Source organism: Rummeliibacillus sp. BSL5 (assembly GCF_052928305.1).
This window is the reverse complement of record NZ_JAVGCV010000004.1, coordinates 55,869-69,232: the sequence shown is the minus strand read 5'-3', so window position 1 is coordinate 69,232 and position 13,364 is coordinate 55,869. Positions and strand designations below refer to the sequence as shown.

At 38.0% G+C, this 13,364-nt stretch carries 11 protein-coding genes; 9 read left to right on the top strand and 2 right to left on the bottom strand.

Annotated elements, in window-relative coordinates:
* Positions 1-74: 74 nt before the first annotated feature.
* Both hflX and RCJ93_RS13135 read left to right on the top strand, forming a co-directional pair.
* Positions 75-1,340 carry a GTPase HflX gene (gene hflX / locus RCJ93_RS13140; RefSeq protein ID WP_150285437.1) on the top strand — a complete coding sequence of 422 codons (1,266 nt, stop codon included), beginning with the start codon at positions 75-77 and terminating at the stop codon, positions 1,338-1,340.
* Positions 1,341-1,774: 434 nt separating this feature from the next.
* Entirely contained in the window at positions 1,775-3,262 is a 1,488-nt protein-coding gene (locus tag RCJ93_RS13135; protein WP_251648334.1) for a peptide MFS transporter, read from the top strand.
* A gap of 150 nt (positions 3,263-3,412) precedes the next feature.
* Here RCJ93_RS13135 and RCJ93_RS13130 read toward each other — a convergent pair whose 3' ends face one another.
* Positions 3,413-4,669 (bottom strand): mechanosensitive ion channel, encoded by a 1,257-nt coding sequence (locus RCJ93_RS13130; protein WP_446739247.1) that lies wholly within the window; start codon positions 4,667-4,669, stop codon positions 3,413-3,415.
* A gap of 301 nt (positions 4,670-4,970) precedes the next feature.
* Here RCJ93_RS13130 and RCJ93_RS13125 point away from each other — a divergent pair, with 301 nt between their 5' ends.
* The 6 genes from RCJ93_RS13125 (at position 4,971) to RCJ93_RS13100 (ending at position 10,830) form a co-directional block, all read left to right on the top strand.
* A complete protein-coding gene (locus RCJ93_RS13125) occupies positions 4,971-5,921 on the top strand; it encodes an ABC transporter permease (RefSeq protein ID WP_446739246.1) in 951 nt (316 codons plus the stop codon).
* Complete coding sequence (locus RCJ93_RS13120; protein WP_446739245.1) at positions 5,914-6,864, top strand: iron chelate uptake ABC transporter family permease subunit; 951 nt, start codon at positions 5,914-5,916, stop codon at positions 6,862-6,864. Before RCJ93_RS13125 ends, RCJ93_RS13120 begins: the two co-directional genes overlap by 8 nt.
* Positions 6,861-7,622, top strand: a complete 762-nt coding sequence (locus RCJ93_RS13115; protein WP_150285435.1) for an iron ABC transporter ATP-binding protein — start codon at positions 6,861-6,863, stop codon at positions 7,620-7,622. The genes RCJ93_RS13120 and RCJ93_RS13115 overlap by 4 nt, the downstream gene beginning before the upstream one ends.
* A 16-nt stretch (positions 7,623-7,638) precedes the next feature.
* Entirely contained in the window at positions 7,639-8,622 is a 984-nt protein-coding gene (locus RCJ93_RS13110) for a siderophore ABC transporter substrate-binding protein (protein ID WP_147197067.1), read from the top strand.
* Between the two features lie 137 nt (positions 8,623-8,759).
* A complete protein-coding gene (locus RCJ93_RS13105; RefSeq protein ID WP_446739244.1) occupies positions 8,760-9,362 on the top strand; it encodes a phosphatase PAP2 family protein in 603 nt (200 codons plus the stop codon).
* A 220-nt stretch (positions 9,363-9,582) separates the two neighbouring features.
* Positions 9,583-10,830, top strand: a complete 1,248-nt coding sequence (locus tag RCJ93_RS13100) for a YeeE/YedE family protein (RefSeq protein WP_147197070.1) — start codon at positions 9,583-9,585, stop codon at positions 10,828-10,830.
* A gap of 73 nt (positions 10,831-10,903) precedes the next feature.
* Here RCJ93_RS13100 and RCJ93_RS13095 read toward each other — a convergent pair whose 3' ends face one another.
* Positions 10,904-12,112: an MFS transporter gene (locus RCJ93_RS13095; protein WP_446739243.1), complete on the bottom strand. Its 1,209-nt coding sequence runs from the start codon at positions 12,110-12,112 to the stop codon at positions 10,904-10,906.
* Positions 12,113-12,289: 177 nt separating this feature from the next.
* On the opposite strand from RCJ93_RS13095, the gene zupT reads away from it, so the two are divergent.
* Positions 12,290-13,102 (top strand): zinc transporter ZupT, encoded by an 813-nt coding sequence (gene zupT / locus RCJ93_RS13090; RefSeq protein WP_150285430.1) that lies wholly within the window; start codon positions 12,290-12,292, stop codon positions 13,100-13,102.
* Positions 13,103-13,364 lie beyond the last annotated feature (262 nt).

Here is a 13,364-nt window from a genome sequence, read left to right as displayed (position 1 = left end):
AAGAAAAGGAAAAGGAGAGTGGTCTATCTGCTCTCCTTTCTTTTAGCATCCAGTCGCACGAAGGAGGAACATACATGGAAGAATTGCAAGAAAAGGCGGTATTAGTTGGAGTCAATCTACATAATGATTTGCACTTTGACTACTCAATTGAAGAGCTTGGAAATTTAGCGGAAGCATTGAATGTAGAAGTAGTGGGTGTGGTTACGCAAAATTTGGAACGAGTCAATCCTTCACACTATGTAGGGACTGGTAAAATAGAAGAAATCAAAAGATATTATGAAGCAGTCGATGCAAACTTAGTCATCTTCGATGATGAATTATCACCATCTCAAATACGAAATCTTGAAAGAGACCTGGAATGCAAAGTCATTGATCGAACTATGCTCATCCTGGATATTTTTGCAAGGCGCGCCAAGTCGAAGGAAGCGCAAATGCAAGTGGAACTCGCACAATTGCAATATATGCTGCCACGATTAGTCGGTCTTCGCGATTCATTAAGTAGGCAGGGTGGCGGTACAGGCGGTGGTTTCAAAAACAGAGGCGCCGGCGAAACAAAGCTGGAGCTGGATCGACGTAAAATTGAAGATCAAATTGCTAAGCTTCATAAAGAGCTGGAGAGTGTAAAAGAACAGCGAGAAACGCAAAGGAAGCAACGACGGAAAAGCGAAATTCCTATTGTCTCCATTGTCGGCTATACAAACGCTGGTAAATCGACTATCATGAATCAGCTGCTTCAAAACTCAAGCCAGGAAGAGCACAAGCAAGTATTTGAAAAAAATATGCTCTTTGCTACATTAGAGACTTCTGTGAGACAGATTTCATTGCCTGATAACAAGAGCTTTTTGCTGACGGATACAGTTGGCTTTGTCAGCAAATTACCTCACCATTTAGTAAAGGCTTTCCGTTCAACATTGGAAGAAGCGAGAGATGCGGATTTGTTGCTTCATGTGGTAGATGCCTCTAATCCGGAAAATCAATATATGATGGAAGTCACCAATGATACGCTTGAAGCAGTTGGTGTAGTAGATGTTCCAACAATCAATGTCTTCAACAAAGCAGATCTTGCAAACTTGGCCTACCCATACACCAATCACAATCAGATATGGATGTCAGCTAAGGAAAGAAAAGGCATAGATGAATTGCTGCAGCTCATTCGCAGCCATATTTTTAAAGATTATGTTACCTGCACACTCTGCATCCCGTATGAAAAGGGAGAGATCGTATCTTATTTAAATGAGCATGCCCATATACTGGAGACATCCTATGAGGAATCAGGGACAGTCGTCAAAGCAGAAGTTAAGGAAGCTATTATGCAAAAGTACAAGCAATACTTAATTTAGTCCTCATGCTTAGCAAATTCACAAGGGACACTCCATAATAGAAATATAATGAGACTGTAAACGTGCAGGTATTATAAAGCATGCTTACAGTCTTTCCTGTGGAATAGGGATTATGCTACTAAGTCGGACAAGGTTATTTGTATTTATAGAGCATACACGTAAAACTCTATTGTTTTTTTAATATTTTATTTTTAAATATACATATTTATTTAATAATTAATAATGCTATTGAATAATAGGGAAAAACGTGCGGTTACTCCATATGAAATCAGAAAATATAAAATTTTCCACCATGAAAAATTTTTTTGACATAACACAAGTGTGCATGTATAATGGACAACATACTTCACTAAACTTTAAAGTTATGAAAAGAGATATAGTTTATAGTTAGAATTGTTGGACTATTTTTTATATTGAAAGAAGGAGAGTTTCTTATGGCAACAAGAGAGGAAATCGTTAAATCAGTCCCTCAAAAGGGATTCTTTGGTCATCCAAAAGGCCTGTTTAGTTTATTCTTTACTGAATTCTGGGAGCGTTTCTCATATTACGGAATGAAAGCAATTCTGATTTATTTCATGTATGATACCGTGAAAAACGGCGGTTTAGGCCTTAGTGAAACTACTGCCTCTTCCATTATGGCAATCTATGGCTCATTAGTTTATATGTCAGGTATTATTGGCGGATGGGTTGCTGACCGCTTATTAGGAACAAGAAGAACTTCATTCTGGGGTGGTATATTAATTATTGTTGGACATATCTGTCTGGCGATTCCAGGAGGTTTGCCATTCTTATTCACTTCAATGGTATTTATTATTCTAGGTACAGGTTTATTGAAACCAAACGTATCTTCAATTGTTGGTGAAATTTATGCCGAAGATGACAATCGTCGTGATGCAGGCTTTAATATTTTCTACATGGGAATTAATGCGGGGGCATTTATCGCTCCGTTAGTTGTAGGTGCTGTAAAAGAAGAATACAACTATCACGTTGGTTTTAGTGTTGCTGCTATTGGTATGGCAATTGGATTGTTCTTCTATACACATAATCAAAAGCAAAAATTAGGACTAGCAGGTATGGAACCTAAAAATCCATTGACTGATGTTGAACGTGGGAAAATCATTAAGAATTTCATAATTTCCCTAGTAATTATAGCAATTTTAGTTGTGATTGCGGCAATGGTTGGCCTCATTACAATTAACAATGTTGTAAACTTCTTTACAGTCATTGGTTTATTAGCACCAATTTGTGTTTTCATTTGGATGTTTACTAGTAAGAAAACAGAAGCGAAAGAAAAGTCTCATCTTCTTGCATACATCCCTTTGTTTATTACTGGTACAATGTTCTGGGTTATTCAAGAGCAAGGTTCTACTATACTTGCTACTTATATTAAACAGCGTACAGACTTATCAATTGGCTCTTATAATATCCCGGCACCATGGTTCCAATCATTGAACCCATTATTCATTATTACAATGGCACCAATCTTTGCAGCTATTTGGATGAAGCTTGGCAATCGTCAACCATCTACGCCGATTAAATTCTCATTCTCTTTGTTATTTGCAGGGGCATCTTTCTTGATTATGATTATTCCAGCAATCTCTTCAGGTGGTACAGAGTTAATTAGCCCATGGTGGATCGTTATTTCGTTCTTCTTAGTAGTAGTAGGTGAGTTATTAATGTCACCGGTTGGTTTATCGGCAACAACAAAATTAGCTCCGGCTGCATTTGCTGCGCAAACAATGTCACTATGGTTCTTGACTAGTACTGCAGCACAAGCATTGAATGCTCAATTAGCTAAGTTGTTTGATAAAATTTCTGAGGTACAATACTTCGGATTCCTTGGTGGTGCTTCCGTTGCATTATTTATCATCATGTTAATACTAAGTCCATGGATCTCTAAAAAAATGGGCGATATTAAATAAAATCGAAATTCGCTTTATAGCGATTTTAAAATAAGCTTGCTTGTAAATCAGTTTATATGGTTTGCAGGCAAGCTTTTTATTTTGTTTCCATTAAGACAATATTAAAGCCTAATTTCCTTATTTAGAAATTAGGCTTTATTGAGGGAGCGTTTATTCGTCTTTTGAATTCTTACTTTCTTTCTCCATTTTCGCTTCAAACTTTTGCAGTTGGCGACTAGCAAATTCTCGACCGCCAAGCCCAAATGATAGGGCAAATGCCACTGAAAGGCCAGCTATGACGAACAAGAAGGCTAGATTGACAATGCTTGTACCGAAGTGCAATTGTGAAAGGGCCATAAAGATTGCCATGATAAGAATGGCATACTTAACGATGCCGCCAAATAAACGATTGCCTGTAGCTTGGCGAATATAGTTGCCAAGAAGGGTAGAGCCAATAAAGCCAAGCAAAATAATAACGAGTGCACTTAATAGAAGTGGCAAGTAGCTAATAACAGCCATACCGATATCTTGTAGAACTTCTAGATGCAAAACATTGAGTCCTTCAACTGTAAAGAATATAATAATAAGTACTTGCACGACTTTACCAATGATTGTGGCAATATCAAATGATGGCATAGATGATTGTTGTTTTTGATTTAAATATTTTGATACATCGTCGATGCCTGTACCTTTTAATAGATTGCTAAGCAATTCTCCGATAAAACGTGCTAGAACGATACCTATAAGAATTAATATAACCGCTACAAAAATATTTGGAATCATATTGAGCACTTCATTTAACATAGCAGTAACTGGACGTGTAATGGAGTCGATTCCAAGTGTTTCAAGTGCAACAGTGACAATCGGAATCAGGATTAAAATGAAAACAACGTTGGACAGTACATTGGTAAGCGTAGTTTTACTATCAGGAGACATTACTTCTCCGTTTCCACGTTTGGTCAATTTATTGAACCATTTATCAATATTGATTGTTCCTAAAATCATAGAAACGATATTGCGAACAAATTTGGCTACAAAATAACCAATCACTAAAATAATAGTAGCCATGAATAAGTTAGGTAGGAAATCGAGCGTTTTATCCATCATATTAGAAATAGGATTCGCTACTGAATTCATTCTCAACTGATCTAATACGCTCGGCAAGAACAATATGAACACAAGATAGTAAAGTATTTTACCAATAGAATTGAGCTTATTGTAGGCGTCCCTATCATCAGTAGCCATATGAGCTCTCGTCATTGCTCGTGATGCGCCGATTTTTTTGAGGCCTTTTGTAAAAATAGCTTGGATAAGAGTTGCAACAAGCCAAGCTACGACCAGTAGCAGAATAGCTCCTAATATATTGGGAATAAAGTTTGCTATTCTGTACCACATGTCATGAAATTCACCTGTAAATCGATTGACCATCTTTTTACCTCCAAATATAAAATATTCCTGTTGATATCGACTTTATTACCCTTGTCTACTAAGAATAAACATATTGTCGAATAAAGAGATTTTTCAATTCGTAGAGGTTTAAGTATTACTTTACGTACTAAGATAACGAAAGAAATACTAATCTATACTATATAAATCCTTTTGATAATCATTTTCAATTAACGGTTGAAATATAATATTCAGATGCTATAATTAAGTAGGAGCAAGTGATAATGATTTTCATTTGCAGATGTATCACCTAATAAAGGAAGAGGAAGTAGACGGGATTGCCATGAAAAAACGATATTTATTGATAGCACTTGTTGTGTTGTCTCTTATCTCTCTCTTTGTGGGGGTAAGTGATATCACACCAAAGGACTTATTAAACTTACATTCAGAAAAGACACAAATTTTCCTCATCAGTCGCGTACCAAGATTGGTTGCGATTATTTTGGCGGGCTTTGGGATGAGTATTGCAGGCTTAATTATGCAAAGTTTGAGCCGCAATAAATTCGTATCGCCTACAACGGCTGGTACACTAGATGCTACTCGTTTAGGGATTCTTGTATCGATGCTGTTATTTGCAAACGCTTCGATGCTTGAAAAAATGGCGGTATCCTTCGTATTTGCGCTTGCCGGCACATTATTATTTATGCAAATATTGGACCGCATTAAATTTAAAGATGCGATTTTCATACCGCTTGTCGGATTGATGTTTGGGAATATATTGTCTTCTATCACGACGTTCTTTGCTTATAAGTCCAATGTCATCCAAAATATCTCCACATGGCTACAAGGTGACTTCTCGATGATCATGAAAGGTCGCTACGAACTGCTTTATATTAGTGTGCCTGTATTGATTATCGCCTACTTCTATGCCAACCGTTTTACAGTGGCTGGAATGGGTGAAGATTTCGCAAAAAACCTAGGGCTTGCTTATAAACGTATCGTTAATTTCGGCTTAATCCTTGTTGCTTTAGTTACTACTACTGTTGTTTTAACAGTTGGTATGATTCCATTTTTAGGATTGATCATTCCCAATATTGTCTCCATTTTTAAAGGAGACCACTTGCAAAAAACACTGCCACATACTGCGCTTTTAGGGGCTATATTCCTCTTATTCTGCGATATATTAGGCCGTGTCCTTATCTATCCATATGAGATTTCTATCAGCTTAATGGTAGGCGTCATAGGCAGTGCAGTCTTCCTATTCTTGTTGTTTAGGGGGAAGGCGTATGCGTAATAGTATTAAATTAGCAATATTGCTAGGCGTTGCGTTTATATTTAGCGCACTGTATATTTTCCAAGGCTTGAACGGCAATTATGATTACATATTGCCTCGGAGAGTAATTAAGATTTTGGCAATGGCTTTGACAGGTGTTTCTATCGCTTATTCAACGGTCATTTTCCAAACGATTACGCATAACCGTATTTTGACTCCAAGTATTATGGGGTTAGATTCTCTATATTTGCTTTTGCAAACGTTTATTATTTTCTTTTTTGGATCTGGCCATATTGTCATTATGAACGCGCAAGTGAACTTCTTTGTGTCAGTTGTCGTTATGATAGGCTTTGCGCTAATCCTATACCAATTTTTATTTCGCGCTGGCGGGAGACCGATTTACTTTTTGCTTTTAGTGGGCATAATTGTGGGGACGTTCTTAGGAAGTATCACAACTTTTATGGAAGTTTTGATTGATCCAAATGAATTTACCCGCGTACAAGACAAAATGTTTGCTAGTTTCAATAATGTCAACGGTGATCTCGTATGGCTGGCATTAGTGGTAGTTGTGATTGTCATGATCTATGGTGTTAGAATGATCAATCAACTAGACGTTCTATCACTCGGCCGAGATACAGCGATTAATTTAGGTGTGCCTTATGATAAAGTGGTCAAGCGCATGCTGATCATCTCAGCGATACTTATTTCAGTATCAACGGCACTTGTTGGGCCTATTACATTCTTCGGTTTGATAGTAGCCAATTTATCTTATCAATTTTTCAAAACGTATAAGCATTCCATTTTGATTACGGGTGCGTCATTTATGAGTTTAGTTGCATTAATCGGAGGCCAATGGATAGTTGAGCGAGTATTTACATTCTCAACAACATTAAGTGTTATCGTCAATTTCATCGGTGGTATCTACTTTATTTACTTATTATTGAAGGAGAGTCGATCTGCATGATCCAAGTAAAAGAGATTTCCAAGTATTTTGGAAAGAAAATGGTCGTTGATAAGGTAAGTGTTGATATACAAAGAGGTAAAATCACTTCCTTTATTGGCCCAAATGGCGCCGGAAAATCGACGCTATTGTCGATGGTAAGCCGTTTACTTGATGCGGATACCGGTGAAGTATTGTTAGACAGCACTGATGTAAAGAGAGTGAAGTCCAATGATTTCGCAAAACGCGTATCTATTCTAAAACAATCCAATTTTATGAATGTTAGATTAAGCATTCGTGAACTCGTTTCTTTTGGACGCTTCCCATATTCGCAAGGCCATCTTACTGAAGAGGACCAAAAAAAAGTTGATGAAGCCATTCATTATATGAACTTAGAGGATATCCAACATGATTATTTAGATGAATTGTCTGGTGGGCAACGACAACGCGCATTTATTGCGATGGTTATTGCTCAAGATACCGAATATGTTTTGCTAGACGAACCATTAAATAATCTGGATATGAAACATTCTGTTCAAATCATGAAGATTTTGCGTAAACTTGTTGATGAATTGGGCAAGACTGTAGTGATTGTACTTCATGATATCAACTTCGCATCCGTTTATTCAGATTTTATTGTGGCGCTCAGAGATGGGAAAGTCGTAAAAGAAGGACCAACCAGTGAAATCATTAATTCCGCGTCACTCAAAGAAATATACGATATGGATATACCTATTCAAGAGATGAATAGCTGCCGAATCTGTGTGTATTTTAATTCATGATAAAGGGGAAAAACAAATGAAAAAGTGGTCATTACTAACATTAGTATTTGCAGTACTATTTGTGCTAGGTGCTTGTAATTCAAAAGATTCTAGCAAAGATAAAGGGAATTCTAATAGCGGTTCTAAAGAAACAATTGCCGTAACAAACGATTTTGGAGTACAAAATGAAGATGGTTCATCTGATTCTGTAAAAGATAAAGTTGATGTTCCGAAAAACCCGAAAAAAGTAGTTGTATTTGATATGGGCTTCTTAGATACACTTGATACACTTGGTGTAAAAGTTGCAGGTATTCCACAAGATTCGATTCCTGGTTACTTGAAAAAATATGAAGGTAGCGATTACGAAAACGTTGGTTCATTAAAAGAGCCAGATTTTGAAAAATTAGCTTCATTGAATCCTGATGTTATCTTTATTTCTGGACGTCAAGCTAGCCTTTATAAAGAATTCAGCAAAATTGCGCCAACTGTTTATGTTGGTTTAGATACATCTCGCTATATGGAATCATTTAAAGAAAACACAGAATTAGCAGGCAAAATTTTCGGCAAAGAAGATCAAGTGAAAACTGAACTTGCTAGTGTAGATGAAACTATCGCAAAAGTTCAAGGCGAAACAAAAGGTTTAGATAAAAAATCACTAATTATCCTAGGCTCTGAAGGTAAAATCAGCGCTTACGGTCCTGCTTCACGCTTCGGCCTTATTCACGATGTATTTGGTTTTAAACCAGTAGATAAAGGCATTGAAGTATCAACTCATGGACAAAACGTTTCGTATGAATATGTATTAGAGAAAAATCCAGATATCATTTTCGTAGTAGACCGCGATGCTGTTGTAACAGAAGGCGCTTCAGCGAAAAAAGATATCGAAAACGATATTGTAAAGAAAACAACTGCTTATAAAGATGGAAAAATGATCTACTTAAACCCAGAAGTATGGTACTTATCAGGTGGAGGTATCCAATCTGTTAAAGAAATGGTCAAAGAAGTAGAAAAAGCTTTATAATCACTGTTAACACCTAGCCCAAGATGGCTAGGTGTTTTTTGTTGTGTATGATAGTGAAACTACTCTGGAGTAGCTTGCGTTAGATGAAGTAGGTTTGTGTATAAAAGGGTATGCTAATAAACAAGGGGGGATTGGGCATGTCAAAAATCATGTATTCCTTAGGCATTCTTGCTTTTGCTATTTTTATTTTTTTAAGGATTAGTTTAAAGAATGAATGGGTAACGACAATCGATTTAGTAGCAGCTCATTTACTTAAGGGCAATGCATTTATTATTCCTTTCCATTATATTGGCGAACAAACATTTATCTTAATGATCGCTGTTTTGCTGCTAGTTTGGTTATGGCTACGCGATCGCAATTATCGTGGCATGATGTTTACACTGCTGACGATCGGCGGAGGAAATATGATTAATCAATTTATTAAAGAATGGGTGCATCGTGCTAGACCAGACATTCCTAATCAATTGGCATCCTTTAGTTTTCCATCTAATCATGCGATGATGAGTGTCCTCTTTTTATTCACCCTCGCTTATTTTATGACTGAGGATAAAAGGAAGAGCGCTAGTTCAATAATTGTATGGCTAGTAGCAATACTATTGTCTTTATTAATTGGCTTGTCACGTATCGCGGAAGGCAGGCACTTCGCTTCAGATGTAGCAGCTGGGTGGGCATTGGGGTTCACTTGGTTTGTTATAGTTTGGGCATGGTATGTACGCCGCAAAAAATGGCAAAACACGTAGTCCATAACAATCCCCTAACAGAAAAGCTCAAAGGGGATTGTTTATTTATAGAGGTTTCAATAATTCAAATGAAGTCTTATTCTCCATTTTTATCTAGTAAATAATAAAATTTTATGTATTACAGATCAAATGAATAGCAAACTTCTTTACTTTTTATCGAAAAGAGACTATTATAAAGAACATAAAACCAAGTATTCTAATAGGATAAGAGGGGAAAAGTATGACTCAAAAAACTGTCTCAAATTGGGACCACAAATCAACTACAGTGGTTGCCAAGCTGAACCCTATGCAAAAACCGCTAGCTTCAGCAGGGATTCTTATAGCAATTATTCTTTTGATTTCAATTGTTTACGTGGCAAATTGGACCCAAGGTGTACTATTTATTATCGGCATTGCCCTTGGCATGACGTTACTGCATGCACGCTTTGGTTTTACCTCTGCCTTCCGTCGTCTGGCATCAGTCGGTAATGTGCAAGGGTTGCAAGCGCATATGCTTATGCTTGCAATTGCATCTATCTTGTTCGCGATAATACTCGGAACGGGCTTTAGTTTTACTGGAGTCGCTCCTGAGGGCAATGTATCACCTGTAGGCACAAGCTTGCTTGTCGGTGCATTTCTTTTCGGGATTGGTATGCAACTTGGAAATGGATGTGCATCAGGAACACTTTACCAAGTGGGTGGAGGAACATCTTCCATGCTTTTAACGCTCATTGCATTCATTGCGGGATCTGTTCTAGGTGCATATAATTTCACATTTTGGATGGAGGACACACCTTCATTGCCAGCCATTTCGTTAGCTGAATCAACAGGTCTCGGTTATGTGGGCGCACTAATCGTCCAACTCATCGCATTTGCTGTCATCTACTGGATTACTGTACAGATTGCGAAAAAGAAACGCCCGCCGATGATGAAGCCTCTACCAACAACTAAAGGCTTTAAAAAAATGATTCGCGGTTCTTGGCCATTATTCGCAGCTGCTATTATTCTTGCATTGTTAAATGCGTTGACTCTAGCAGTAAAAGGCAGTCCTTGGGGTATTACTTCTGCTTTTGCTCTATGGGGCGGCAAAGCATTAATGGCAATGGGCGTAGACGTGTCAAGCTGGGGCTTTTTCGCAGGAGCTAAAGGCAATGCCTTAAGCCAATCAGTGCTCCTTGATGCAACGAGTGTCATGAATTTCGGTATTATCCTTGGCGCATTTATATCAGCTGCATTCCAAGGTACATTTAAACCGAAGAAACTTCAACCGAAAGTAGCGGCAGCTGCAGTAGTAGGCGGTCTTATGATGGGTTATGGTGCCCGTCTTGCATTCGGCTGTAACATTGGTGCATATTTCAGCGGTATAGCTTCCTTCAGCCTTCATGGTTGGGTGTGGGCAGTAATGGCCTTTTTCGGCACATATGTAGCACTCTTTATACGTCCGCTCTTTGGATTGAAAAATCCAAAATCTACGGATACGTTTTGTTAAATACACTAGAATAACACCAAAAAGGCTTCGTCATCGTTTGGGATGACAGAAGCCTTTTATTGTGTCTTGTTCCTTATTGATGAGCATTGAGCGATTGGCGCACTGTAATCTTATGGATTGCAAAAGCAAGGATGCTCGCTGCGATTAAAAAGACTAAAACAATACCTACGACACCGCTCCAGCCGAACTTAGACCAAAAGAGCCCGCCGGTTGTTCCGCCGACACTGGATCCTACGTAGTAGAAAAAGAGGTACAGCGAAGAAGCTTGTGCTTTTTCATGTGTTGCTCTTTTTCCAACCCATCCACTTGCAATGGAATGAGCTCCAAAAAAACCGAAAGTAAGAATCGCTATTCCTGCAATCTTGATAAATAGGTTATCCGTTAATGATAAGAGAGCACCGGCAAGCATAAGCCCTATCCCGCTCAAAAGAATTTTGTAACGCCCGTGATGGTCCGCTAAATTACCCATCCATGCCGAACTGAATGTCCCTACAAGATAAATTAAAAAAATCCAGCCAACAATTGTTTGGCTAAGAGAATAAGGCGGTTCTATCAGTTGGAAACCTATATAGTTGTACATCGTTACAAAAGATCCCATTAGCAAGAATCCAACACCAAATAAACTTAATAATGCAGGATCCTTCAAATGCATAAGAAGAGATTGGAAGAGTGGCTTTAATGCAAGCTTATCTGGCTCAAAATGTCGAGATTTTGGCAATAAAAAGTAAAATGCTATAGCAAGAAGCAAGCTAATAATGCCAATCACAATCATTCCGACGCGCCAATTCGAATAATCGCTCACAGAACCCATCACAATCCGTCCGGCAAGACCGCCAATGGAATTTCCACTTATATAGAGCCCCATTGCCGCTCCTAAGCTTTTTGGATCGATTTCCTCACCTAAATAAGCCATCGCAATAGCTGGTAGACCTGCAAAAACAGCGCCTTGGACAACTCTCAAGATCAGCAAGACGTGGTAGTTAGGCGAAAAAGCAATAAGAAAAGTTAAAATAGCTACCGCAATCATAGAAAATGTCATAATAGGTTTGCGGCCCCATGCTTCTGAAAGAGAACCTACTATTAACATACAAATGGCAAGTGATGCTGTAGTAAATGAGAGGGAAAGACTAGCCGCAGCCGGCGATATATGGAAAAATTTCGTTAATGTCGGCATCACTGGCTGCGTCATATATAAATTAGCATAAGTACTAAACGCGCCAGCGAATAATGCCAAGTTGGCTTTGCGAAAATCTAATGTTCCTCTTTTGATGTATTCCTCCATATTTTTCACCTCGATACCCTTATTATAAAACGCAATAATAAAGAAATACATTTTCCTGTTTATTCCCGGAAAGAGGGAAGTGGTTCATCTCTTGTTTTGGTTTTAAAGAAAATTGTTTCATAAAGGAAACATTAAGCATATAGTAAATAAAAAGTCAGTTCATAAAGGAGTATGTAAATGGATGCAAGTGTATTATATGCATTGGGGTTAACTCTTTTTGCAGGATTGGCAACAGGAGTCGGCAGCTTAATCGCCTTTTTCACCTCAAGAACGAATACTAAATTTTTATCATTTTCTTTAGGTTTCTCAGCTGGTGTTATGATATATGTTTCCCTTGTTGAGATATTTGTCAAAGCTAAAGTGGCACTAGTGGGGGAGCTAGGAGAAAAACAAGGCTATCTTTTTACAATTATCGGATTCTTTTCAGGCATGCTGCTTATCGCCTTGATAGATAAACTGATCCCAAAACAGGGAAATCCGCATGAAGTCAAAATGGTAGAAGATTTGAAGAAAGGCCCGTCACAACAAGATTATTCGAGCTTAATGAAGATGGGCGTTTTTACTGCACTTGCCATTGGCATACACAACTTTCCTGAAGGGATTGCCACGTTTGTTTCCGCATTGAGTGATCCAAATTTAGGATTAGCGATTGCCATTGCTGTCGCAATTCACAATATCCCTGAAGGTATTGCTGTATCTGTTCCTATTTTCTTTGCAACAGGCGACCGGAAAAAAGCTTTTAAGCTTTCTTTTTTATCAGGCTTAGCTGAGCCGGTTGGAGCATTCGTTGCTTATTTGTTATTGATGCCATTTTTGAATGATATTATGTTTGGTATGATATTTGCTGGGGTGGCAGGAATTATGGTTTTTATCTCACTAGACGAATTATTGCCGGCGGCCCGCAAATACGATGAAGCTCACTCGTCAATTTATGGCGTTGTTCTTGGCATGATTGTTATGGCCATTAGTTTAGTGTTGTTGGTGCCTTAAGAGGATTGCTTGTCGGCAATCCTCTTTCTTGGTGCAAATGGGATTGGCACTACATTGCATGTTGAGCAGTTTCCAACTATAATGGCGAAGAATCACACCAAAGAATATTTCATCATGGGAAATTAGGGGAAGAAAATGGACAAGTTGCTTGGCAGTTTATTAATGGTTATATTTGTAGCAAACTTAATTTGGATTATTTACATAATCATAAAAGAATATAAAAAAGATAGCGCTAGTTTGTTTAGATCTATCTTTTTTGTCA